Origin of the sequence: Mesorhizobium sp. M2A.F.Ca.ET.043.05.1.1 (genome assembly GCF_003952445.1) — a bacterium.
GTDB lineage: Bacteria > Pseudomonadota > Alphaproteobacteria > Rhizobiales > Rhizobiaceae > Mesorhizobium.
Genome location: NZ_CP034446.1, coordinates 3,281,082 through 3,305,465, shown reverse-complemented (window position 1 = coordinate 3,305,465; position 24,384 = coordinate 3,281,082). Strand labels below are relative to the sequence as shown.

At 63.1% G+C, this 24,384-nt stretch carries 22 protein-coding genes and 1 pseudogene; 13 read left to right on the top strand and 10 right to left on the bottom strand.

All coding sequences use genetic code 11. The features are described from left to right. The first annotated feature begins 63 nt into the window (after positions 1–63). Together EJ069_RS16295 and EJ069_RS16290 are read left to right on the top strand one after the other, a co-directional pair. Positions 64–882, top strand: a complete 819-nt coding sequence (locus EJ069_RS16295) for a transketolase (protein WP_127258542.1) — start codon at positions 64–66, stop codon at positions 880–882. A gap of 1 nt (position 883) precedes the next feature. After that, positions 884–1,864 carry a transketolase C-terminal domain-containing protein gene (locus EJ069_RS16290; RefSeq protein ID WP_126062164.1) on the top strand — a complete coding sequence of 327 codons (981 nt, stop codon included), beginning with the start codon at positions 884–886 and terminating at the stop codon, positions 1,862–1,864. A gap of 11 nt (positions 1,865–1,875) precedes the next feature. Here the strand turns inward: EJ069_RS16290 and EJ069_RS16285 are convergent, their stop codons facing one another. From EJ069_RS16285 to EJ069_RS33020, 4 genes and pseudogenes are all read right to left on the bottom strand, one after another. Beyond that, positions 1,876–2,844: an IS481 family transposase gene (locus EJ069_RS16285; protein WP_126062163.1), complete on the bottom strand. Its 969-nt coding sequence runs from the start codon at positions 2,842–2,844 to the stop codon at positions 1,876–1,878. Between the two features lie 381 nt (positions 2,845–3,225). After that, a pseudogene (locus tag EJ069_RS16280) lies at positions 3,226–3,881 on the bottom strand (SMP-30/gluconolactonase/LRE family protein). A gap of 159 nt (positions 3,882–4,040) precedes the next feature. After that, positions 4,041–4,862 carry an SDR family oxidoreductase gene (locus tag EJ069_RS16275; RefSeq protein ID WP_126062162.1) on the bottom strand — a complete coding sequence of 274 codons (822 nt, stop codon included), beginning with the start codon at positions 4,860–4,862 and terminating at the stop codon, positions 4,041–4,043. Further along, positions 4,846–5,607 carry a hypothetical protein gene (locus tag EJ069_RS33020; protein ID WP_210211339.1) on the bottom strand — a complete coding sequence of 254 codons (762 nt, stop codon included), beginning with the start codon at positions 5,605–5,607 and terminating at the stop codon, positions 4,846–4,848. The genes EJ069_RS16275 and EJ069_RS33020 overlap by 17 nt, the downstream gene beginning before the upstream one ends. A gap of 244 nt (positions 5,608–5,851) precedes the next feature. Here EJ069_RS33020 and EJ069_RS33015 point away from each other — a divergent pair, with 244 nt between their 5' ends. Continuing rightward, on the top strand, positions 5,852–6,232 hold the full coding sequence (locus EJ069_RS33015; RefSeq protein WP_210211338.1) for a hypothetical protein: 381 nt from the start codon (positions 5,852–5,854) through the stop codon (positions 6,230–6,232). Positions 6,233–6,317: 85 nt separating this feature from the next. Here EJ069_RS33015 and EJ069_RS16265 read toward each other — a convergent pair whose 3' ends face one another. Continuing rightward, the gene (locus EJ069_RS16265) at positions 6,318–7,028 is read right to left on the bottom strand and encodes a LuxR C-terminal-related transcriptional regulator (RefSeq protein WP_189476419.1); all 711 of its coding nucleotides are present in this window, start codon (positions 7,026–7,028) and stop codon (positions 6,318–6,320) included. Between the two features lie 40 nt (positions 7,029–7,068). Between EJ069_RS16265 and EJ069_RS16260 the strand changes: the two genes are divergently transcribed. From EJ069_RS16260 to EJ069_RS16240, 5 genes are all read left to right on the top strand, one after another. Then, complete coding sequence (locus tag EJ069_RS16260; protein ID WP_245456610.1) at positions 7,069–8,355, top strand: DUF3445 domain-containing protein; 1,287 nt, start codon at positions 7,069–7,071, stop codon at positions 8,353–8,355. Further along, a complete protein-coding gene (locus EJ069_RS16255; protein WP_126062160.1) occupies positions 8,352–8,942 on the top strand; it encodes a dimethylamine monooxygenase subunit DmmA family protein in 591 nt (196 codons plus the stop codon). Before EJ069_RS16260 ends, EJ069_RS16255 begins: the two co-directional genes overlap by 4 nt. Next, positions 8,942–9,913 (top strand): PDR/VanB family oxidoreductase, encoded by a 972-nt coding sequence (locus EJ069_RS16250; RefSeq protein WP_126062159.1) that lies wholly within the window; start codon positions 8,942–8,944, stop codon positions 9,911–9,913. Before EJ069_RS16255 ends, EJ069_RS16250 begins: the two co-directional genes overlap by 1 nt. 276 nt (positions 9,914–10,189) lie before the next feature. Beyond that, entirely contained in the window at positions 10,190–11,632 is a 1,443-nt protein-coding gene (locus EJ069_RS16245; RefSeq protein ID WP_126062158.1) for an NAD-dependent succinate-semialdehyde dehydrogenase, read from the top strand. A gap of 88 nt (positions 11,633–11,720) precedes the next feature. After that, on the top strand, positions 11,721–12,983 hold the full coding sequence (locus EJ069_RS16240; RefSeq protein ID WP_126062157.1) for a four-carbon acid sugar kinase family protein: 1,263 nt from the start codon (positions 11,721–11,723) through the stop codon (positions 12,981–12,983). A gap of 27 nt (positions 12,984–13,010) precedes the next feature. Here the strand turns inward: EJ069_RS16240 and EJ069_RS16235 are convergent, their stop codons facing one another. From EJ069_RS16235 to EJ069_RS16215, 5 genes are all read right to left on the bottom strand, one after another. Continuing rightward, positions 13,011–13,892, bottom strand: coding sequence for a DMT family transporter (locus EJ069_RS16235; RefSeq protein WP_189476417.1), 882 nt, complete (start codon positions 13,890–13,892; stop codon positions 13,011–13,013). Positions 13,893–14,000: 108 nt separating this feature from the next. Further along, the gene (locus tag EJ069_RS16230; RefSeq protein ID WP_126062155.1) at positions 14,001–15,380 is read right to left on the bottom strand and encodes an aminotransferase; all 1,380 of its coding nucleotides are present in this window, start codon (positions 15,378–15,380) and stop codon (positions 14,001–14,003) included. A 128-nt stretch (positions 15,381–15,508) separates the two neighbouring features. Further along, the gene (locus EJ069_RS16225) at positions 15,509–16,669 is read right to left on the bottom strand and encodes an acyl-CoA dehydrogenase family protein (RefSeq protein ID WP_126062154.1); all 1,161 of its coding nucleotides are present in this window, start codon (positions 16,667–16,669) and stop codon (positions 15,509–15,511) included. Between the two features lie 101 nt (positions 16,670–16,770). After that, positions 16,771–18,030: an acetoin dehydrogenase dihydrolipoyllysine-residue acetyltransferase subunit gene (locus EJ069_RS16220; RefSeq protein ID WP_126062153.1), complete on the bottom strand. Its 1,260-nt coding sequence runs from the start codon at positions 18,028–18,030 to the stop codon at positions 16,771–16,773. Between the two features lie 4 nt (positions 18,031–18,034). Further along, positions 18,035–18,892, bottom strand: a complete 858-nt coding sequence (locus tag EJ069_RS16215; protein ID WP_126062152.1) for an IclR family transcriptional regulator — start codon at positions 18,890–18,892, stop codon at positions 18,035–18,037. A gap of 199 nt (positions 18,893–19,091) precedes the next feature. Here EJ069_RS16215 and EJ069_RS16210 point away from each other — a divergent pair, with 199 nt between their 5' ends. The 5 genes from EJ069_RS16210 to EJ069_RS16190 are packed head-to-tail and all read left to right on the top strand — an operon-like array spanning position 19,092 to position 24,329. Further along, the gene (locus tag EJ069_RS16210; RefSeq protein ID WP_126062151.1) at positions 19,092–20,105 is read left to right on the top strand and encodes an ABC transporter permease; all 1,014 of its coding nucleotides are present in this window, start codon (positions 19,092–19,094) and stop codon (positions 20,103–20,105) included. A gap of 10 nt (positions 20,106–20,115) precedes the next feature. After that, positions 20,116–20,964 (top strand): ABC transporter permease, encoded by an 849-nt coding sequence (locus EJ069_RS16205; RefSeq protein WP_126062150.1) that lies wholly within the window; start codon positions 20,116–20,118, stop codon positions 20,962–20,964. After that, complete coding sequence (locus EJ069_RS16200) at positions 20,961–22,013, top strand: ABC transporter ATP-binding protein (RefSeq protein ID WP_126062149.1); 1,053 nt, start codon at positions 20,961–20,963, stop codon at positions 22,011–22,013. Before EJ069_RS16205 ends, EJ069_RS16200 begins: the two co-directional genes overlap by 4 nt. A 13-nt stretch (positions 22,014–22,026) precedes the next feature. Further along, a complete protein-coding gene (locus EJ069_RS16195) occupies positions 22,027–23,040 on the top strand; it encodes an oligopeptide/dipeptide ABC transporter ATP-binding protein (protein ID WP_189476499.1) in 1,014 nt (337 codons plus the stop codon). Between the two features lie 38 nt (positions 23,041–23,078). After that, positions 23,079–24,329, top strand: coding sequence for a CaiB/BaiF CoA-transferase family protein (locus EJ069_RS16190; protein ID WP_126062147.1), 1,251 nt, complete (start codon positions 23,079–23,081; stop codon positions 24,327–24,329). The last annotated feature ends 55 nt before the right edge of the window (positions 24,330–24,384 follow it).

Below are 24,384 nucleotides of genomic sequence, written 5' to 3'. Positions count from 1 at the left end.
CCGCCGCGCGGCTCTACACCAACGCGCGGCAACAGCTTCGAGCCCACGGCGGAGGTGGAGGCGATGCTGAAGGATCGCGCGCGCTTCGTGCGGCTTGAGACGATCCGGCTGATCGAGATCGCCAAGACCGGCCACTACACGTCGGTGTTCTCGGCAGCGGAAATCTTCGCGGCGCTTTATTACGACGTCATGCGGCTACGTCGTGGCGATCCGAAATGGACCGGCCGCGACCGCTTTACGATCGGCAAGGGGCACGCTGCGGTGGGCCTGTTTCCGATCTATGCCGATCTCGGCTACTTCCCGAAGGAATGGCTCGATCAATATACGCGTCTCGGCAGTCCGCTTGGTGATCATCCAGACATGCGGAAAGTGCCCGGGGTCGACTTCTCTTCGGGCTCGATCGGCCATGCGCTGTCGAACGCGCTGGGCATGGTGCTGGCGCAGCGCTGGACCGGCGAGAAGGACTACCGGGTCTTTTGCATGATGGGCGATGGCGAGATGCAGGAAGGACAGGTGTGGGAGGCCGCGATCAATGCCGCCCAGCACCGGGCCAGCAATCTCATCGCCATCGTAGACCGCAACGGCTACCAGCTGGACGGCCGCGTCGACGACCTGATGAATATCGAGCCGCTCGACGAGAAATGGCGCGCCTTCGGCTGGGAAGTCCATGAGGTCGACGGCCATGACGTGGCGAAGGTCACAGAGCTGCTGCGCCGGGTGAGGGCCGATGACGAGCGCGCCAAGCCCTGCATGATCATCGCCAGGACCAGCAAGGGCAGGGGCGTTTCCTACATGGAGACCGAGCCGGGCTGGCACCTGGGTTATCTCGACCCGTCCGATGCCGAAAAGGCCATCGCTGAGATCAACGCGCTGGATGCTTGAAATGAACGGTCCGCTATCTCCCAATTCCTGGCAATATCGCGGTCTTAACGCCGTCAATCCAGGCCTTGACCACCTGTCCAACGGACTGATCGATCTGGTTAAGGCAGGCCATAACGTCATGGCTGGATCGGCCGACCTGCAATATTCGAACGGCCTGAACCGCTTCGCGGCGGCGTATCCCGACCGCTATATCTCCTTCGGCATATCGGAGCAGAACATGGTCAGCACCGCCGCGGGCATCGCGACCTGCGGCGTGGTGCCCTTCGTGGCGACCTTCGCTTCCTTCATGGCCTTGCTTGCCTGCGAGCAGATCAGGATGGACGTCGCCTATTGCGCGCAGCCGGTTCGCCTGATCGGCCACCACACCGGGATTTCCCTCGGCTTCTACGGCACATCGCACCATGCCACGGAAGACATCGCCATCATGCGCTCGATAGCCGACATCGCGGTGGTGTCGCCGGCGGATGGTCCGCAACTGGAAGCTGCGATCCGCGCGTCCGCCAATTACGACAAGCCGATCTACTTCCGGATCGGCCGCGGCCGCGATCCCGTGGTCTATCAAGGCACACCGACATTCGCCTTCGGCAAGGCGCATGAGCACTTCAAGGGCGAGGAACTGACCATCATCGCTTGCGGCATGGCCGTGCACGGCGCGCTTGAGGCTGCCAGGGCGATGAATGAAGATGGGCGCTCCGTCGGCGTGATCGACATGGCGTGCATCAAGCCCCTCGACCGGGAGGCCATTCTCGTCGCCGCGTCCCGCTCGAAGAAGATCATGACAGTCGAGGAGCACAACGTCCTAGGCGGACTTGGCAGTGCGGTCGCCGAAGTGCTGACCGACGAGGGGCTTGGCGTGAAGCTCAAGCGCCACGGCATCTACGACGAATACAGCCTGATCGCGCCGCCCACCCATCTCTACGCTCATTACAAGCTCGATGCCGCAGGCATTCGCAGCGTTGCAGAGGCCTTCATCGCAGCCTGATCGTAGCCGCTCTAGTTGTGGAGCCTCAACAGGTTGTCTTCGGACAAGGCGAGTCTGCTGATGGGCGTGTTGTCCTTAAGGCTACCATGGGGTCGGTGCCAGTTATAGCGATGAAGCCAGAGAGGCAGCTCTTCAGCTCTTTGATCGGAGGTGTCGTAAGCCCTGGCGTATGCCCACTCGCGTAGGGCAGTCTGAATGAAGCGCTCGGCCTTGCCATTGGTCTTTGGCGTATACGGCTTTGTGCGGATGTGTTTGAGATGCAATCGCTTGCAGGCCTTGGCGAAGACTCTCGATACATAGCAGCTACCGTTGTCGGTCATGATGCGGGTCACCTTTACGCCGAGGCCCCTGTAATAGGCGATGGCAGCCTTGAGGAAGGCGATGGCGCTGCGCGTCTTCTCGTCGGATTTGATTTGGCTGAAGGCGACGCGGGATGCATCGTCGATGCAGACATGGACGAACTCCCAACCCGGACCGCCGCGCTTGGAACTGCGCCAGGTGCTCTGGCCCGTGCGATCGCCGGTGATGCGATGACCAACCCGCTCGAAGCGGCCGAGCTTCTTGATGTCGATGTGGATCAGCTCGCCCGGATGGGCACGTTCATAACGGCGTACCGGCGGCAGCGGATCCAACGCCATGAGGTTGTTCAGGCCGAGGCGCCTAAGTACACGACTGACCGTCGCGGGCGAGACGCCGACCTCCTTGGCGATGTGCTTTCCGGAACTGCGCTCCCGGCGCAGGGCCTCGATGCGAGCAACGACTTGCGGCGGCGTCGGACGGTACAGACGCCGTGGTCGAGAGCTACGATCCTGCAGACCGGCCACACCCTCGGCTCGATAGCGCGCAACCCACTTGCGCACCGTATGCGGGCAAACGCCTGCGGCACGTGAGGCGGCCTGCGGCGTCTGCCCGCGCAGCACTTCAGCCACAACTCGCTCTCGACCGTGCGGCGTCAGTCGGGCATTCTTATGGATGTTCATTCGGTCCTCCTGCGAGAATCGCTAAAGCTTCAGCAACTTCAGCTTCCTCGCTCGGGACCGAATGAACAACCTCCTGAAAGCTCACATCTAGTTGGTGCTGCTCGAACCATGGCAGTCCCGAAATCCGGTGAGTTTGTGGCCGACAACTCCCGTCGGGCGCTGGTGGCAGTAGCGAAGGAACACTAAATAGCTCCGAAGGCGGCTGGGCATCGACCAGACGATCTCAACATCATCTTCTCCTGCTGTTCGCCGTACCAGTTCTGGTCCAAGATATGGCGGATCGCAGCAAACCGCTTGCGTTGTGGCGCCCGAGGCCCACTGCTTCCCGATGGAGTTTGCATCGGACCAACCGTGCGCGCTCCCGAACATAGGCGTCGGGGCTTAACCGAAGACGCCAGTCTGAAGGCCGGCGATGTCCGCCTTCACGGAGAACAGTGTTCCGATCTGATATCGGCCCGGGCGGTCCGTTCGCAGCGAGGTGATGAAGAGTGTCTTCAGGTCGCTGCCGCCAAAGCATGGCATGGTCGGCGCCGGCGTCGGCAGCGAAAATATGCCAGCGATTCGGCCGTCCGGGGCGAACTTGGTGAGCCGGCCTGCCGTCACGCCCGCAACCCAGTAGTGCCCGTCGACGTCGGTCGCCGCTCCATCCGGCAAGCCGTCGTCTTCCGTGAATGTCGCGAACCGTCGCGCTGCGGACAGGCCGCCGCTCTGCGGGTCGAAGTCGTAGGACTCCACATAGGGTCCGCGCGTATCCGCGTGATACATGGTCCTGGCGTCGGGGCTCCAGGCGAGCCCGTTCGACACCTTCAGCCCGCTCACCATCCTCGTGCATTGGCCCGCCGGCGTCACCCGGTAGAGTGAGCCGGTCGGCGCGCGGGGCACGCTGTCGTGCATAGATCCGACCAGAAGCATCCGTCCGGTCCGACCTTGCCGTCGTTCAGCCGGTTCATCTCCATCTCGGGTTCCGGGTGAACCAGGAACTCCAGCGTCCTGGATACAGGATCGAAAAGATGAACGCCGCTCCGAAGCGCGACCACCAGCCGGCCGCCGGCGGCCACTCCGATGCTGCCGACTGGCGGTGAGAGACCTGAGGGAGGGCTCTTATCGCATCCTTGAGCAGCTCAAGCTAGCCCAGGTCAATTCAGGGAAGGCGACCCGCCTTCGGTCGAAGGGCTGAGCCGGTCCGCGCCAGGATCTCAGCCGCTGCTGTCGGCGGGACGGGCCTTGAGCTTTTCCGCGCCGATGGCCGCATTGTGCTCGTACATCTTCGCCAGCGCGCCCGGTTTCACGCCGATCTGGCGTACGAAGCTGCCGCGCTCGGGCGGAATGTAGACCTCGGCCGGCTTTTTCACGACGGCGTCGAGAATGGTCCGAGCGACGTGCTCGGCGGGAACCGGATTGCCGGCGAAGGCAAGCGCCATGGCGTCGTCCTCGGCTTCCTTCTCCAGCATGGGGGTTTCGGTCGCAGTCGGATAGACGATCGTGAAGCGGACCGGGCTGCGGCGCTCCTCGATGGCCAGCGCATGGTGGAAGGCCCGCAGCGCGTGCTTGGCCGCGGCGTAGCTCGCTATGCCGGGGAAGGGCAGGAAGGCGACCATGCTGGCAACCGTCACCAGATGGCCGGAACCCTGCGCCTTGAAGCGCGGCAGCCCGGCCAGCATGCCGATGGCCGCGCCCATGAAATTGGTGTCGAGCGTGTGCCTATGCTTCTCGATCGGCACATCGGCCGCAAAGCCGGTGTGGACGATGGCTGCGTTGTTGATCAGGACATCCAGCCGGCCGTGCTCCGCCCAGACCTCGTCGAGCAACGCGTTCCAGTTTTCCTCTGATCGGATATCGAGGCGCTTGGCGGATGCATTGGCGCCGATCTCGGCCGCCGTCGCGCGGGCTCCAGCTTCGTTGATGTCGGCCAGAATCACCTTGTGGCCGGCGCCGGGGGCCAGTCTTGCCGTTGCCGCCCCGATACCGCTCGCGGCGCCGGTGACCAGCATTGCCTTGGGGTTATGTTTCCTGCTCATTGTGGAAGATGCCTTCGTTCCAGTCCCGGGCGACGTTCAAAAATATGTCCGGATCGAACCAGTGACCCGGTAGGACGGATCGACAAGGTGGATGACCCGCCATTTGTCGAAGGTCAGGCATGGGTGCGAGATACCGAAGCCTCAGATCGCCGACGCGCAGCGGCGAGCCGGTCGGCACCGAAAGGTGGCAGTGCTGGTCTTTCAGCCTGGTCACGACATGCCCCGCCGGCACCGTCTGGGGCGCTGTCATGCTGCCATCCGGCCGGTACCAGCTCAGCGCTAGCGGCAGGTCGTCATAGGAGATGTCACGCTTGCCGAACCCGACGATCGCCTTGTCAGCCTCCGGCCGCGACTGCGCATAAGCCCAGATCTCGAGCGCGGGTTGCAGACCGCCATGCGAGTCGGCAAGCGCGCTGTTGCGCTCCCGCATCGCGTCCATGGCGCGAACGTAGAGCACAGAATCATGCGTGATGTAGCAGCCCGAGCGCAGCAGGATCCGCGTCTCGCGGTTGAGCCTGGCCGCTGACAGATGCGCGGCGACAACGTCGAAGAAGGATGATCCGCCCGCCGAGAGCAGCACCGTGCCTTCGGCGAACAATCGTTCCGCAGCGCATCTTTCGGCAAGCTCGACCATCGAGCCGAGCAGGCTCTCCACCTGCGCCAGCGTTTCGGTGTTCGACGATCCTCGAAGGAGCCCCTCGAAGCCTTCGACACCGGCGAGCGCCAGGATGCCCGACGCATGCACGGCACGGGCGAGGGTGATCGCCTGCTCGACAGTGCGGCACTCGGTCCGCCGGCCGGTCGAGGTTCGCTGCCCTGGCCGCCAATGCCAGGGCTTCCACGTTCCACAGATCGTCCACTAGGCAGAAGAACTCGAAGGCCGGATCATTCGCCAGTTCGCGCATGACATATTCGATCGCGCTTCTGCCGATCAGCTGGTTGGCGAAGAATATCCTCCAATATCCGAAGGCGCGCGCGACCTGGATCTGATGCGGCGTCGCGACCGTGATGGCCCAGGCGCCGTCGTCAAGCTGCATATCGAAAAGCGCCGGGCACATTGTCGTCTTGCCGTGAGGGGCAAGAGCCACGCCGCTGTCTTCGAGAAAGGATTTCATCCATTCGCGGTTATGGCGGAGCGCGTCATGTTTGATGACGGCCGCCGGGAGCGGAATGTCTTCCCGCAGCAGGCTCGATTTCCGGTCTGCGACCGTGTCGATCGCGACCTCGGCGACCGTTCCGGGGACGCCCTTGTCGAGCGGGCTGAGAGGCGGATGAGCGGTCTTCATCGTTGCCGAAGCTGTCATGTCGTCGATCCGAAAGCTCTTGATATATCGTATTGCAAAATTGCCGTGCGTTGCAAGTGGCGTTGATGGGCCGCTTCGGCCTCAGCCCTCGGAAACAGGTCGCGGTGGAGTGACGATCCTGGCGGCAGCCGACGCCTGCGGATCGCGGCGATTATCTCGTCATTTCGGCTTTGCGCATCCGGGCGATGAGCGATGTGCGGTTCCCGACATCGAGCTTTGCGAACAGGCTCCGCAGATGGGTCTTAACCGTGGGCAGGGAAATCGTCAGCTCCTCGCCGATCTCCTGGTTGGTCAGACCCCTTCCCACCAGCTCGGCGATTCCGATTTCCCGCTTCGACAGCAGGAATTCCCTTGCGAGCCTCCTTCGGCCCCGATCGCGCATCACCCTTGGGTGAAGCGCGAGACTTGCCTCGACATAGCGCTGCATGCTCTCGGCCAGCTTCCAGGCCTCCGGCGATACGCAATCCTGTTCGTTCCTCGCCACAAGTCCCAGCCCGGCGACCGCGCTGCCCTCATGCCAGAAAACCATCTCCAAGGCGTCTTTGATCCCGCTCAGCGCCATATATGGCCGGTACAGTTCGAGAGCCTCGCTTTCGCAGCATGCGCGCTGCAGGGTCTGGGTGCGCGCCTGCCGGCTGATCATCCGCACGGGGCTGCACGGGTCATGTGCGTAAAAGGTGGACTGGTAGATGTTGAGCCGATCGAGGTCGACAGCTTCGCATGCCGCTATCTGCATGCGCATGCTCTCGTCGATCCAGTAGAAGATCGAAGAAGGTATGTGCGTCTCTTCCATGGCGAACTGCAGCAGTTCGACGATCGGCCTGGCCTCCTCGCCGTCCGAGACAAATTGGGTCGCGGTCATCCTGCGCCTCGACTGCATCCGGTTTTTCTGCGTCGCAAGATTGCGTTCGATCAGAGGTCAAATCAACATTTTCCGCCGCGATCTGAAGTTGGCCAAAGGAGATCATCCTTTCGGACGATTGACCCGGCGAACCCCCTCGATGCCAAGATGGAGCATTCCCGAACGGCGGCCTGCCGTGCCCGGGAATCCACCCTTCCGCCGAAAACAACCTGCGCCGATCCAGGCCATGCGGGGAGAGTTGAACTTGTCCATCGCGCCACGAAGCGGCGAGGTTCCGCCCAACGTCTTTCGCGGCGACATGACGTTCCGCAATTCGGACGCCGGCATTCTGCGCTTTCCCTTTCCCCTGGACACCGACCGTTTCGAGATGAAGGGGGTGGGGGTCGAGCCGCAGGATCGAAACGGGCCGACCGCGGCTTACAGGTCGCTGTTCGATATCGATGAGCACTATCTGGACGAGGTCGCCGAACGGGCATTCGTCCTCGATCAGGACCGCTCGCGCTATCATGTCCTGCCGCACATGGAAGAGGCGCAGTGGGAAGCGACGGACTACATTATGCGTGCTTTGGCGCGGGACTTTCCGGCGCATTTCTCCTATCGGCGCGAGGACAGGAACTGCCGGTGGGAGAACCGTCTGCTGGGAGAGCGGCGGGATTTTACCTTTGGCCGGGCCGAGACGCTTCCCTGCGAAGCGTTCGAATACATCACCCGCCAAACCCAGGGCGACTTCGTGCTCATGGATCAGCGCCAGAGCACCCTGTGGTTGGATGGTGGCATGGTGACCGCTCCCTATGGCTGGTCGTTCGACTTCATCCTGGGTATGAACTGGCATGACTGGCATGGAACGCTGGTTGGAGCCGTGGCGGAAAGCCGGGTTATCGACCAGGCGCTGCGCATGACGATGATGCTATCGGCCGAGGCGCCGCAAAGGCGGGTTACTTGGGTGCACGCCGTGCGGCCGCGCCTCGACAAGTCGCTGGAGAATAAGATCGTCTGGCAGCACGACGTCGATGGCGTCACGGCGGAGACGGTGCCCGACGACATCTTCGTGCGCAGCGAATTTCAGCAGCTCTATCGCGTGCCGCGCAGCAACGCGATCATCTTTGTCCTGCGGAACTATCTCTTGTCGCTGCGCGATGTGGCGCGGGTGCCGAAATGGGCCGCGCGCCTGCACCGGGTGCTGCGCGATCTCGATCCTGGCCTTGCACGCTTTTCGAACATCCACTTCCGGCGCGAATGCGTCGACTGGCTTGTGCGCTTCGACGATGGGCGACCTCTGTCGCCAGGCGCCGGGCCCGACACAGACCGCCTGGAGCCACGCCCTTGACCATCGGGATCGAGAGTTCCTCCAAGCCTGCCTACGGCACGCTGGCCTGGAAGCCCGCGCGACAGCAAATCTTGGTCTCGGACGAGGCGGGTATGACCGCGATCGAGCGTCTCCTGGCAATGCCATGGCCCGCGAGCACCGGATCGATCTGCGTCCATGTTCTGGGGCGCGAGAACCGGATCGGGTCCTTATTGAACGCACCCGGGATAGAGTTTGGTCTGCACCTCGACGAATGCGCTTTCTGCGAAGTGCTCTCGGCTCGCATGGATGCGATGCCGGCGGCTGCCCGGCTCTATGTCGCCGGTACGGAATCCTTCCTCTCGCTTGTGCGCCGGCAGGCGCGCGACCGAGGTCTTGCCGCCGATGTTATGCTTGCGGAACAGGCAGGCGCCGGCGCGCGGCGTGCTCAATGCGTGCATTGCAAGACGGTGTATGACGGCATTGCCCGCCGGGCCTTCGACTGTCCCCGTTGCGGCGTGACGCTGGTCGTGCGGGACCACTACTCGCGGCGTATCGGCGCCTATCAGGCGGTCGTTCTTCACCCCTCGGATCCCAACGTGCCCGCCTTGCGGCAAGAGCCTTTCTGATGGATCTTGCCGACAAGGGATTCCTCAAGCTGAGGCTGGCCGGTATCGAGACCGTCGCCGGGGGCGTGAAGAGCTTTTTCCTCGAACATGCGCAGGGGCTAGATCTGCCGGCATTTTCGCCCGGGTCCCATCTCGTGCTGCTGCTCGACACCGGTGGGGGTATCCGGCGCAACGCCTACTCGCTGACCAGCGACCCCGATGATCGCCGCCGCTACGGGATTTCGGTGCAGCATCAGCCTGATGGGCGGGGCGGATCGCGGTTCCTGCACGAAAGCCTTGGCGTCGGCGACGAACTGACCGTTCGCCGGCCCTTGAACTCCTTCCCGGTGGACCGGCTGGCAAGGCGCCATCTGCTGATTGCCGGTGGCATCGGGATCACGCCGTTTCTGAGCATGGCACGCGAGCTCGATCGCCTGGGCGAAGCCTTCGAGCTGCATCATTCGGTCCGCTCGGCCGGGGATGCGCCCTTCGTTGCGACGCTTCGCGCCCGTTATGGTGCGAAGCTGCATCTCCACGACAGCGCCGCTGGGACACGCCTCGATCTTTCCGGTTTGCTGGCTGAGCAGCAGGCCGGCACCCATGTCTATGTCTGCGGGTCCCCGAGGATGATGGATGCGGCGATCGAAGCAATCAGTTCCGTGGGCTGGCCGCAATCATGTTTCCACTCGGAACGGTTCAAGGCAGCGGTGGGAGGCGCGCCGTTCTCGGTCGTGCTGGCGGGAAAGGAAGAGCGCGTCATAGAGGTTTCCTCCGACCAGTCGATGCTCGAAGCGCTGGAGGATGCGGGCGTCGAGGTCGATTCCATGTGCCGTGTCGGAGCTTGCGGCAAATGCCGCCTGAAGGTGCAGAGCTGCACGGGCGGGATCGTCCACAACGACCACGTCTTGGACGCGACAGAGCTGGCGGAAGGAACCGCCATCATGCCCTGCGTCTCAAGAGTGCTGGGGGGCCAGGTGACGGTGGAGGCATGAGCCATGCGCCGGGGCGCCGGGTGGGGGCGGATTGGTGCGTTCTCGGGGACTGTTCGCCGCCTCTCGGCCGTGTTTGAAAGTGCGAAAAAAATCGGCTAAAAACGCGCCGCGCCGTAGCCAGCTGGGCCGATATATCCTATCAGGAGCCGGCGTTGATTATCGGCCCGAGAGGCTGACCCCTGATTGCGCGCGAGACAGGCAGATCCGGCTGATACGGCAGGGCTGCGGAGCGTCGCAAGCCGCGCAGGCGGATGAAAGCGTAAGGAGATTGATGGAATGTCGTACCCCGAACATGTGCTGCTGCATATTAACGGCGAGTGGAAGCCGGCTGCGTCGGGCAAGACCTTGCCGATCATTAATCCCGCCAATGAGACCGTGCTGGGCAGGCTCGCCCACGCCGAAATAGCGGATCTCGACGAGGCGCTTGCCGCGGCGGAAAACGGCTTCCAGCTCTGGAGCAGGATTTCGGCCTTCGAGCGCTACAAGCTGATGCGCGCGGCTGCCGTCATCGTGCGGGAGCGCGCCAATATCATCGCGCGCATCCTGACCACCGAACAGGGCAAGCCACTGGCCGAGGCGAAGATGGAAACCCTCGCGGCCGCCGACCTGATCGATTGGTTCGCCGAGGAGGGACGCCGCACTTACGGGCGGGTGATACCGGCACGCGCCGGCGGCGTCAGTCAGATCGAGGTCAAGGAGCCGGTCGGTGTCGTGGCGGCCTTTTCGCCATGGAACTTTCCGCTCAACCAGGTCGTGAGGAAGCTGTCGGCGGCACTGGCCACCGGGTGCTCCATCATCATCAAGGGATCGGAGGAAACGCCGGCTTCCCCGGCGGAGCTGGTCAGGGCATTCGTCGACGCCGGCATTCCGCCGGGCGTGGTCAACCTCGTGTATGGGGTGCCGGCCGAGATTTCCGCCTATCTCATTCCGCATCCGGTCATCAAGAAGATCTCGTTTACCGGCTCGACCGCAGTCGGCAAGCAGCTGGCTTCGCTGGCAGGGCAGCATATGAAGCGCTCCACGATGGAGCTTGGCGGCCATTCTCCGGTCATCGTCCTGCCGGATGCCGATGTCCAGCGCGCCGCGAAGGTGATGGCGGGGTCCAAGTTCCGCAATGCCGGCCAGGTTTGCGTGTCGCCGACGCGCTTCCTCGTCGACCAGGGCGTCTATGACGAGTTCGTCGAGGTCTTCACGAAGGCGGCCAAGGCGATCAAGGTCGGCGACGGGCTTGCCGAAGGCACGACGATGGGCCCGCTGGTCAGCGAGCGGCGCGTCGAGGCGGTGGGCGCTCTCGTCCAGGAGGCCGTGCAGGCCGGCGCCGAGGTGATGACCGGCGGCAAGCGCTTGGGCAATGCCGGCTACTTCTTCGAGCCGACCGTTCTTTCGCGGGTTCCGAAAACCGCCCGGATCATGAACGAGGAGCCGTTCGGACCCGTCGCCTTGATGGTTCCGGTCAATGGTCTTGATGAGGCGATCGAGGAAGCCAACCGGCTCAGCTATGGGCTGGCGGCCTATGCCTTCACGCGTTCGGCCGACAATGCCGCAAGGATGAGCAGCAGCATTCGCTCGGGGATGCTCTCGATCAACCATCTCGGTCTGGCGCTGCCGGAGGTTCCGTTCGGCGGGATCAACGATTCCGGCTACGGCACCGAGGGCGGCGCCGACGCGCTGGAGTCTTACCTGAACACCAAATTCGTCACGCACCTGCAGGTCGAGTGACGACATCGGCCGTGGGCGTCTCGAGCCGGATCGCTCCGGCGGCGGGCGGGGGAAGTCCTTGACGAAGCTCGGGAGGGGCATCGGTCGCATGAGTGTCAGATTCGCCGTCATTGCCGACGATTTCACCGGCGGGCTGTTCGTTGCGAGCAATCTCGAGAAGATCGGCATTCCCGCCCTCTATGTCTGCGATCCCGGCATCCTGCCGTCCATCGGCGACCAGGGCGTTGTTGTGGTTGCCACGCGCTTGCGCTTCATGCCGCCGGCCGAAGCCGTGGCCACTTTGGATTCCTTGACGGTCTCGCTAGATGCAATCGGCACCGAGCATATTTTCTACAAATACTGTTCCACCTTTGACTCGACCGATGAAGGCAATATTGGTCCCTGCGCCGACTTCTTGATCGGGAAATACGATCAGTCGCGCCTGGTCTTCGGTCCCGGCTATCCCGACCTTCGCACCTACGTGCATGAAGGCTACATGTTCTACAAGGATCGCCTGATCTCAGAATCGATTAAGCGCTTCGATCCGATCTCGCCGATGAACGATCCCGATATGGCGAGGGTGCTGCAGCGCCAGACCGCCGAGAAAGTCGGATTGCTGCCACATCGCGTCCTGCATCGTGGCTCCACGGTCGCGCATGACTATGTGCGGGACCAGCAGGACAAGGGCGTGCGGTACTTCCTCATGGATTGCGTCGACAATGACGACGTGGCGCTTGGTGCGGTGATCTTCGGTGGTGACCGCGTCACCACCGGGGCCGATGCCCTGGCGATCGAACTGGCTTCGCGCTGGGAGAAGCGCCAGCTTGCTCGGCAAGACCGGCCGATGCCGCTTCGCGGGCAGGGCGGGGAGGCCGTCCTGGTGGGAAGCTGCAGCGAAGTCACACTGAGGCAGCGCGATCATTTCGCGCTCTCCAACCCGGTTCTCGACATCGACATCCGCGAAGCGGAAGCCGATGCCCTGACGGATAGAGCTCTCGAATGGGCGCGGCGGCGACTCGATGCTGGTCGAGCGATCGGATTCTCAGTCGCCGGCGATCCGGATGCCGTTACGCGGGCGCAGTCGATGTTCGGCGTGATGGGGGCGGCGCGCAAGGCCGAAGCGATCCTGGCTGGCATCGCCAGGGGATTGGCGGAGAAAGGCGTCCGCAAGTTCGTCGTGTCGGGAGGCGAATCCTCCGGCGCCATCGTCCAGGCGCTGGGCATACAAAGCATGCAGGTGCTTGCCTTTGACGAACTCGGCGCCGGGTCCTGCATCTCGCAGGACGACAGGCGTATTTCGCTGTTCCTCAAGCCGGGGAAGATCGGCGCCGAGGATGTGTTTTCCGCGGCTCTCGAGAAGATGAGGGCGTGAGCGAGGGCCACTGCAGACCGGCGTTCCTCAACGTATGCCGGGCGGGTTTGCCGGTTTGATCCGGCGTATACGCTCGCGCAGCACCGTCAGCAGGCCCGCGCTGGCGATAATCCCGACTCCGACCACCGCCAGCAGGTCGGGATATTCCTGAAAGATGATGATCCCGAAGAGCATGGCCCAGCCAAGCTGCGAATAAGCGACCGGCGCGATCTGGGTCGCGTTGCCGTAGCGCGCCGCGCTGACGAACGCCCACTGGCCGAGACCCACACACAGGCCCGATAGCGCCATCAGCACGAGATCGTGTAAGGCAGGCGCCGTGAAGCCGTGAAGCACCATGCCGATGCCATTGATCAAGACGAGGTAAATGAACAGCATCCCCAGGATGCTCGTCTTCTTGGCGGCGGAGCCGAGGCCTCGCATGATAATGATCGACGTGCCGGTGGAAAGCCCTGCGACCATCGCGCCGAAATGTCCGAGCTGAAACGCCTGGAAGCCGGGCTTGACCGCCAGCAGGACTCCGACGAATCCGAGCAGCACGGCGAACCACCGCCATAGCCCGACCTGTTCCTTGAGGATCAGGACGGACATGACGGTCACGAAGAACGGGGCAAGGAAGATGAGCGAGTAGGCATCCACGAGCGGTATCGTCGTGAAAGCGTATATTGCGCAAAGGCTCGACACCACGCCGCATATGGCGCGGAAATGAATGGGCCATGGGCGGCTCATTTTCCAGAACTCTATCCAGCGCTCGTTCTGATGGCGCGTAGCCATCAGAACGAGCGAGGCGAAGGCGTTCTCGAAGAAGCCGATCTCGAAAACGCTCAAAGGCCCATGCAGGGCCTTGGTGAAAGCGTCGGACGTCGAGAAGCACGCATAGGCCGCGAAGGCGCAGACATAGACGTTGGTCAAGGGAGATTGCCGGGCTGGCATCGGATGCGCCTGCTTCTGCGTTGTTTGCCGGCCGACACCGTGGCGGCCAGAGTGCGGGAGCTGTCGGCGCGCCTCGCTCCCGTTTTCTCAGATCGACTTTGCCTGGATTGCCTTGTCGGTTTCCCGGAGAGCCTTCTCCATCTTGGAGCCGATCTCCTCCACGTCGCCTTCGTCGATGATCAGGGGTGGGCAGAAGCCGACCGTGTCGCGCATCGCGCGAACCACTAGGCCATGCTCATAGGCGCTGGCGGCAAGGCGGGCGCCGACCTGGCGCGCCGGCGCGAACGGTGAGCCGGTTGCCGGGTCCTCGACGAGCTCAACCCCATACATCAGTCCGACGCCGCGAAGATTCCCAACGATGGGCGAGTCCTTCGTCACGTCGGCGAGCGTCTGATGGAGGAGCGCGCCCATCTTGCGGACATGGGCCACGATATCGAGCTCTTCGTAGATCGCGATCGTCTCCGCCGCGACGGCCGCGCCGACCGGGTGAGCCGCATTGGTGAAGCCGTGGCCAAACGAGGTGCCGCCTTCATTGTAGCGCTCGACCGCCTCGAGGATTTTCGGCGACACGATCACGGCCGCGAGCGGGAAGTAGGAAGAGGTGATGCCCTTGGCGAGCGACATCATGTCGGGCGCCATGCAGACCGTCTCACGCCCGAACCAGTTGCCAGTGCGGCCGAAACCGCAGACCACCTCGTCGTCGAGGCACAGGATGTCGTACTTGGCCAGGATCTTTTGGACGGCCTCGAAATAGCCCTCTGGCGGCGGAATGATGCCGCCGCCGGCGATGACCGGCTCGGCGATGAAGGCGGCGATCGTGTCCGGGCCTTCCCGCAGGATCATGCGCTCGAGCTCGCCAGCCAGGCGGGCGACGAACTCGGTTTCGCTCTCGCCCGGCAGCTTGACCCGATAGGCGTTTGGGCACAGCGTATGGATGAACCCGGGCAGTGGAAGTCCGAATTCCCGGTGCATCATCTCCAGGCCGCACATCGACCCCGCCACGATGGTCGATCCATGAAAGGCGCGATCGCGCGCGATGACCTTGCGCTTGGTCGGCTTGCCGCGTGAGGCATGGTAGAGCCAGGCAAGCTTCACCATGGTCTCGTTGGCCTCGGAACCGGAGGTTACGAAGAATGCTTTGCCGTTTGGCATGCCGGTCAGTTCGACCAGCTTCTTGCTCAGCGTCGCCGCCTTCGGGTTCGTGCGTCCGTAGAAGCTGTGGTAATAGCCGAGCTCTTCATATTGTTTCGCGGCAGCGCGCCCCAGGCGCTGGTTGTTGAAACCCAGCGACGCGCACCAGAGTCCGGCCATGGCGTCGATATAGCGTTTGCCATTTTCATCGATGACATGCGTGCCGTCGCCCTTGACGATGATGTAGGCGCCCTCGCGCGACAGGGCCTGCGGATTGGTCTGGGAATGCAGATGGTAGGCGAGGTCGGTCGCGTTTATTTCGGAATGCGCGTTCACGGCGGGCTCGTATGCTGATTGTGGAAATTGCGGGTGATGATAATGAAAAAAATTCGGTTATCAACGATCGGATTAGGTGCACGGCGCCTCATTCATAGAAGCCAGCACCGCGGCTTTATCCATGTCGCCTAGGCCGCGGCGGCGGCTTCCTTCATCATGTTCCTCGCGATTAGGATCTGCTGGATCTGGGTTGTTCCCTCATAGATGCGGAACAGGCGGACATCGCGGTAAGCACGCTCAATGCCATACTCTTCCATGTACCCGGCGCCGCCGTGGATCTGCACAGCCTTGTCCGCGACACGGCCGACCATTTCGCTGGCGAACATCTTGCAGCAGGCGGCCTCGGTGGAGACATTTTCGCCGCGATCCTTGGACCGCGCCGTTTCGAGCACCATGCACCGGGCGGCGTAGGCTTCGGCCCGACTGTCCGCCAGCATCGCCTGTATCAGCTGGAATTCCGCGATGGGCTGTCCGAACTGCTTGCGCTGCATGGCATAGGTCAGGCTGTCCTGGATGAGCCGTTCGGCCATGCCCACGCAGAAGGCCGAAATATGCAGCCGCCCCCTGTCCAAGACCTTCATCGCGGTTCTGAAGCCCTGGCCTTCCTTTCCGCCCAGGACGGCCGAGGCCGGCACGCGGCAGTCCTCGAAAATCACGTCGCAAGTGTGTGAGCCAGCCTGCCCCATCTTCTTGTCGATCTTGCCGAATGAAAGGCCGGGCGCGCTCCGTTCTACGAGGAATGCAGTGACAGCGCCACCGAGCCTTTGACCACTCTCGGTCCGGGCAAAGACCGTGAAGAGATCTGCATATGGCGCATTCGTGATGAAGCGCTTGGTGCCGTTGAGCAAATATTCGTTGCCCTCGCGGCGGGCCGTCATGCGCAACGAGCTGGCGTCGGAACCGGCCTCCGGTTCGGTCAGCGCGAAGGCGCTGATCAATTCTCCCGTTGCCAATCTCGGAAGATATGAGCTCTTCTGGGCATCAGTGCCGTCCATGACCAGGCCCTGTGAGCCGATGCCGTTGTTGGTGCCGAACACCGACCTGAATGCAGGAGACGTATGGCCAAGCTCGAAGGTGATGCGGACCTCTTCTTCCATGTCGAGGCCAAGGCCGCCATACTCCTGCGGTATCGACAGCCCGAACAGCCCGAGCTCGCGCATCTCCTGCTTGATCTCGGCTGGCATGCTGTCGGCGCGGGCAATTTCGGCCTCGCGCGGCACTAGACGTTCCTTCACGAAGCGCTGCACCGTGTCGCGCAGCTGGTCGAAGAGGTCTGCTTCAAGGGCCATGGGGTCGTCTCTCAATTGTCATTTCAGAATCGAGCCGCGGGCGGTATCGTCCCGGTCCGCTGGAGGCAGGGCCTCGTCCCGCTTCGTCGTCGCGAAGCGGCTCAAGGTTCGGAGCGGGCCAGGGCCAGCATCTCGTTGACTATCGAGAGCGTGAGCTCCGGCTCCTCCAGATAGGGCATGTGACCGCATTGCTGGAACGCATGGAGGCCGACACGGCCGGGCAGCGAATGGCAATGGGTGAACGGAATAATCCTGTCTTGCATGCCGAAGATGATGCGGATGGGGATGCGAAGTCGTTCGAGGTCGGGCCGGATCGAGAAGGTCTGCGTGCCGTCGCAGAAATAGCGCTCCGCCAGGTTAGCCAATGCGCCGGACAATTCCTCGTCCTTGCGTTGGTCCACCACGCTGCGCACGAAGGCTTCCGAGATTAGGCCGGGATCGAACACCAGTTCGTGCAGCCAGGGCAGGATGCTGGAAGGCTGCCTGGCCGCGACAAAGCCCTTAATGAATTGACCACGGATCTCCGGGCCGAGCCCCGCTGGCGATATCAGCAGCAGCGCGTTGACCCGGACGAACCCGCGGCTGGCGAGTTTGGAGGCTACCGCGGCGCCGAAGGAGTGGGCAACGAAAGCCGCCTCATCAATGCCTTCGGCTGCCATCCGCTGCTCGACCATGGCGCAGATCGCGTCGAGATCGGTCGGAACGGCCCTCGATGATCGTCCGTGGCCAGGCAGGTCTACGGCGAGCATTCGCGCCCTTGGCCGACCGGCGGCAAGCAGGCCGCGCCAGGCGTTGTGGTCGGACGCAAAGCCATGCAGGGCGACGAGCGTGCCGGGGCCGTCCTTCTGTAGCCACACGGCATTCAGCGGTGACTGGCTTGCGGCCGGAGACGGTCTCGGGATTGGCGGCACATCAATGAGGTCACGCTTTTGAATGCGCCCCCTTGGTCCGGAGCCGCGGACGTTGCGCAGGTCGATCTGCTGCTGTTCGGCGATGCGTTTGGCCAGCGGCGTCGCGACGATTCGCGCAGATGCGCTGTGCTGCGCCGGTTCACTCTTACCATTGGTGGCAGCGGCTATCGGCAGCGCTTTAGCAGCCGGTTTGCCCGCGCCCTCCGGCCGCTCGCCACTTTGCAGGATATGCGCGACAACTTCGCCAACCTGGACATCTTCGCCGGCACTCCGAACATACGAGACAATTCCTGACGCCGGGGCCTCGACCTCGACCGCCGCCTTGGCATTGTCGATCTCGAAAAGGGGCTCGCCCTGGTTTACCGTCGCCCCATCTTCCTTCAGCCAGCGCGAAATCGTGCCGGCGTCCGTCTCCAGGCTGACTTTCGGAAAGATGACGGCAGTCGCCATGAAGTTATCCCTTGTTACCGGTCGGCGTCGCCGAGGTCGATTCGCCGGGTGGCGGCGGCACGGCGCCGATCAGCCGGCTTTGCAGTTCCGCAAGCAGCGATTTGAGCTTGGGGACATAAACCGAGAGGCAGGCCTCGACGGGCGCCAGGTCCTTTATGCCGCCGCACGTGATGGCGACCAATTGCGAGCCGTCGGTCGGCCTGAAAGGCACGCCCACCGCATTTATGTAGCTGTACCAGTCGCCGAATGACGAGACGAAGCCATGCTTTGCATAGCTTTCCAACCCGCTGTCGATGGCGCGCTGGATCTTGTCCCTGGTGCCGGGTTTGGTCTCGATCAGCTGTCGGATAACGCGCTCGCGCAGCGTCTCCTCCATGGCGGCCAGATAGGCCAGCCCCATGGAGGTCTGCCATATCGGCAACCGCGAGCCGACATTCAGCCTGAGCGTCACCGGCGTTTCCGGCCGGCAGTTGGCGACGTAGACCATCTCCAGCCCGTCTCGCATGCCCATGGCCACCGCGACGCCAGTTTCGAAGGCCAGCGCCTGCATCAGCGGCTTGGCCATATAGATCACGGCGCTGCTGCTCAAACCTGAATAGCCGAGCGAAACGGTGGCTGGCCCGATGCTATATCGTCCTAGCAAGGGGTCGTAGATCAGGTAACCAAGCCCGACCAGCGTGTAGGTCAGGCGCGAGATGGTGGCTTTCGGCAGGCCTGTCCGCTCGATCAGTTCCTGGTTGCCGAGCGTGACGTCCGCGGGCGTGAAGGTGCGCAATATCTGCAGTCCGCGCACCAGGGCAGAGGCGTGTTGACCAAGCTCTTCCTCGGAGGGCGCGACGATCGGCTTAATGCGTTTTCTCATGCTGCCTCCCAACAGCGCGAAGGTTTCCGCCGGACGATGGGCCCACCGGAGACCCCACTATGTCGCTAGGCGCGTCCAACAGGTTCGCTGAAATTTGGAACTTAATTTCATTTCTATTGACTGGACTTTTCAGCCTTGTCAATATCGCGCCACTTTCACTCGATGGGGCAGGTGCTACCGCGATGCCAAGAGACGACCGATGCTGAACTATATCCTACGACGCAGCATCGCGATGCCTTTCATTCTGCTGGGCATTGTCACGATGGCGTTCCTGCTTACGGCCATAACCAAGGGCGATCCGCTCACCGCCGTCGTAAGTGAACAGCAGATGAACAACCCGGAGATCGTCGCCGCCGCGCGGCAGCGCTGGGGGCTCGATCGTCCCCTGCCGGAGCGGTACCTGATCTATGTCGGCAACCTGCTCAAGGGCGACATGGGAACGTCGTTCGTCACGCGTCGTCCGGTGTCGGCCGATCTCGTGGCACGTCTGCCGGCGACGTTCGAGCTCGTCATCGCCGCCATGATCATCGGCAGCGTCATAGGCATCGTCTTCGGCCTCCTCGCGGCCTACTATCGTGACACCGCGACCGATCAGGGCGCGCGCATATTCTCGCTGTTCGGCTCCTCCGTCCCGATCTTCTGGCTGGGCCTGGCGCTGCTTTTCCTGCTGTCGGTCAAATACCAGATACTGCCCGGGCCCGGCCGCATAGATCCCAGGCTTTCGCCGCCGCCCGCTGTGACTGGGTTCATGACCATCGATACCCTGCTCGCCGGGAATTTGACCGCCTTTAAGGATGCGCTCGCTCATCTTGTGCTGCCTTCGGTGGTCCTCGGCTGGACCGTTGCCGGAACGATCTCGCGCCTCGTGCGCGCCAACATGCTGGAAGTGATGGAGCGCGAGTTCATCCTCACCGCACGGGCCAAGGGAGCCGGCGAGATGCGCGTGGTGCTGCGCCATGCCTTCCGCAACATTCTGGTGCCGGTGCTGACGGTGATCAGCTACTCGTTTGCCTATCTCATCACCGGCGCTGTGCTGACGGAGGCGGTCTTTGCCTGGCCTGGCATGGGCAGCTATGCCGTGACAGCGGCGCGTTCGCTTGATTTCCCGGCGATCATCGGCGTCACGATCGTCGGCGGCGTGATGTTCCTTATCACCAATCTGCTCACGGATATCGCTTATGTGCTGGCCAATCCGCGCGTGCGCCTGAACTGAGAGAAAGCCAATGTCTTCGGTTCAAGCCTCAACACCAGCGCGCCTTCGGCTTCCCGAATGGGCTTCGCCTGCTTTTCTGGTCGGCGGTGTCGTCGTTCTCTTTTGGCTCGTGGCCACACTGTTGCCGACATGGCTCGCGCCTTACGACCCGCTCAAGCTTGCGGGCCGGCGGCTGCAGGCGCCGAATGCGAGCTATCTGCTCGGAACCGACGCCCTTGGCCGTGACGTGCTCTCGCGCACGATCCATGGTGCGCAGCATTCCCTACCGATAGCGCTGCTGGTGGTGGTCAGCGCCGTGGTGATCGGATCTGCCGCGGGCGCTATTTCAGGTTACAGGGGCGGCATCATCGGCGCCGCAATCATGCGGCTGGTCGATGTCACGCTTTCCTTTCCTCCGATCCTGCTGGCGATGGCCGTGGCGGCTTCGCTTGGGCCGGGACTGGGCAACGCGGCGATCGCGATGGTGGTCGTCTGGTGGCCGGTCTATGCCCGGCTGATGCGCGCCCAGGTGCTCGAGGTGCGCGAGCGCGAGCATGTCGAGGCCGCCGTCGCGGCCGGGGCGGGCCATTTCCGTATTCTCACCAAGCACATCCTGCCGCTTTGCTGGACGCCCATTCTCGTCAGCGCGACGATGGACCTCGGCCAGGTGATCCTGCTCGCGGCGTCGCTCTCGTTCATCGGCCTCGGCGCCACGCCTCCGACGCCCGAATGGGGCGCGATGATCTCGGACGGCGCGACATTCTTCTACAGCTGGTGGATCGCGTTCGGGCCGGGCATGGCAATCCTGACGGTGGTGCTGGGCTTCAACTTCATAGGTGACGGTTTGCGCGACTATTTTGACCCGAGGTCGTCCAAATGAGCGCGGCCGAAATCAATCAAGAGGCCGCCGGCCAGCCATTGTTGCGCATCCGCGATCTGAAGGTCGGCTTTGCCTCGCGGGATCGCGTCCTGCCCGCCGTGCGCGGCATCAGTATCGACCTCTCCAAGGGAGAGGTCCTGGGCATCGTCGGGGAATCCGGATCGGGCAAATCGCTCGGCATGCTCGCCTCGCTCGGCCTGCAGGCGCGCAACGCGATCGTCACCGGCTCGGTCGTCTTCAAGGGGCAGGAACTCGTGGGGCGCTCACGCCGGGACATGCGCGCGCTTCGCGGAGCCGAAATCAGCATGATCTTCCAGGATCCGCTTTCGTCGCTCAATCCGGTAATGACCGTGGGCGATCAGATACGCGAGGCGCTTCTCCTCCACAATAGGGGCTTGAGCAAGACGAACGCGACCAAGCGGGTGCTCGAGCTTTTGCAACTTGTCGCCATTCCGCAGCCGGACCGGCGGATCAATCAGTATCCTCATGAGTTCTCGGGCGGCATGCGCCAGCGTGTCATGATCGCCATGGCAGTCGCCAACAATCCCGAATTGCTGGTTGCTGACGAGCCGACGACGGCGCTCGACGTCACGGTGCAGGCGCAAATCATGCGCATGCTGCGCGAACTCAAGGAAAAGCTCGGGCTCGCGTTGATCCTGATCACACATGACCTCGGCGTCGTCGCCGGGCACGCGGATAGGGTCGCGGTCATCTATGCGGGGCTGGTGGTAGAGGAAGCCGAGGTGCGGGAACTCTTTGCCAATCCCCGCCACCCCTACACTCGCGGTCTGATCAATTCGATCCCGAAGCTGACGGCTTCGAAGGAGAAGCTTTATTCGATCCCCGGCGCGCCGCCCATGCTCGGCGCGCTGCCTGAAGGCTGTGCCTTTCATCCGCGTTGCAGCTTTGCCCAGGCTGTCTGCCGCAAGACTGCCCCTACAGTGATCGAGCTTGGCCGGCACCGGGCCGCTTGTCACTTCGCAGATAGCCTGCCGTCTTGGAGCGATGCCGGCCGCACGACACCGGCGGAAGAGCGTACAAATGTCTGAAAAATCGAACAGAATCCAGTCCGTGTCGGACGAGGGGATCGCCATGTCGGTGCGCAATCTGTCCAAGACATTCCCGATCATGGGCGGTACCCTGGTCCGTCGGGAAGTCGCGCAGCTGAAGGCTGTCACCGACATCTCCTTCGACCTGAAGCCCGGCGAAACGCTAGGTCTGGTCGGTGAATCCGGCTGCGGCAAGTCCACGCTTGGCCGATGCCTGCTGCGCCTGACCGAGCCGACGTCCGGCAGCGTGAGCGTGAACGGCGTCGACGTAATTGCGCTCGGCCCACAACAGATGCGCAGGATGCGCCGGCATCTTCAATTGGTCTTCCAGGATCCGTACAGCTCACTGCACCCGCGCATGCGCATCGAGGACAGCATCGCGGAGCCGCTGCGCATATCTACGATGAAGCGCCCGGAGAGGCGCGAGCGCGTGATGGAGATGCTCGACCTGGTCAGCCTCAGCGCCGCGCATGGACGGCGCTACCCTCACCAATTGTCTGGCGGCCAGCGCCAGCGTGTCGTGATCGCTCGCGCCCTCGCGTTGAAGCCGGAAGTGCTAGTGCTAGACGAACCGGTCTCGGCGCTCGACGTGTCGGTGCAGGCCGGCGTGCTCAACCTCCTCCAGGAGATACAGGAGAAGATGCGGACGGCTTACGTGTTCATCGCCCATGACCTGTCGGTGGTGCGCCACATCTCCCACAAGGTCGCCGTGATGTATCTCGGCCGCTTCGTCGAAGTGGCGCCGGCGGAGAAGCTCTATGGAAGGCCGCTTCATCCCTATTCACAGGCGCTGATGTCGGCAGTGCCGGTCGCCGATCCGGATGTCGAGCGCAGCCGCAAGCAGCTCCTGCTGAAGGGAGACGTGCCGAGCCCGATCAACCCGCCGTCGGGCTGTCCGTTTCGGACACGCTGTTTCAAGGCCCAGGATAAATGCGCGGAGGTGCCGCCGCCGCTCCTCGAGATCGAGCCGGGACATCAGGCGGCATGTCATTTCCCAGGACCGGCGGATATCGGGCTGGCCGCCTGAGCGCCGGAATCCCCGCAAAGCAAGAAAGCGAGAACCAAATGTCGGAATCCGTTGGGCCTGGGGGCGCTGCCGCGTCCGGTTTGCCGCTGGCGGGCATCAAGGTGCTGGACCTTTCCCGCGTCCTAGCCGGCCCCTGGGCGACTATGTCGCTCGCGGACCTTGGCGCCGAGGTCTGGAAGATCGAGAACGTCGACGGCGGCGACGATACGCGTGCCTGGTCGGTACCGAGCTACAATGGCGTCAGCACCTATTACCTCTGCGCCAATCGCGGCAAGTCTAGCATCGCGGTCGACATCAAGCATCCCAAGGGGCGTGAGATCATTTACCGTCTGGCCGCGAAGGCCGACGTGGTGATCGAGAATTTCCGCGCCGGCACGGTTCAGCGGTTGAAGATCGACTACGAGACGCTGAAGGCCTTCAACCCGGGCATTATCTATTGCTCGATCTCCGGCTATGGTCAGACCGGTCCCGAATGGGATCGGCCGGGCTACGATTTTGTCGTCCAGGCAGAGAGTGGCCTGATGTCGATCACCGGTCCCGTCGACGGCGAGCCCCAGCGCATCGGCGTTGCGATGACGGACATCATCGCCGGAATGGTTTCGGTGCAGTCGGTGCTGGCGGCGCTTTATCAGCGCCGCGAGACCGGACAGGGGCAGTATATCGACATATCGCTGCTGGAATGCGCGCTGAACACTCTGATCAATGTCGGCAGCGGCTACCTTAATGCCGGAGTCGTTCCACGCCGCTACGGCAACGCTCATCCGACCGTTGTTCCCTACCAGATCTGCGAATGCTCGGACGGCAGCTTCGCCCTTGCCGTGGGCAACGACAAGCAATTCACCGCGCTGTGCGAGAAGGTTGTCGGCATGCCCGAGCTCGCCCAGGATCCGCTTTACAAGACCGCCGCGGCGAGGGCGCTGAACCGCGAAAGCCTGCTTCCCAAATTGGGCCAGTCGTTCCGCGCGAACACGCGCCACCATTGGATGGAGGCCTGCCTGCGGCACGGCGTTCCCGCGGGCGAGGTCAAGTCGGTGCCCGAGGCCTTCGAAAGCCGGACGGTTAAGGCCCGCAATGTCGTGCAGACCTTGCACAACCAGCATTTAGGGCCGGTCTCGCTTGTCAGGCCGGCCCAGGGTCTCGCTACGCAACGCGATGCCCACTACAAGGCGCCGCCCATGCTTGGCGAGGATACGACCACCGTTCTGTCCGCGTTCGGCTATGCTCCCGAGGAGGTCGAAGACCTCATCAGACAGGGCGTGGTGCGCCAGTATTCGCCTGCCGCCGCGTGACGGCGCAATGAGGGCGCCTGGCATAACGAAAGGTTATCAAGCCCAAACGTTTTTG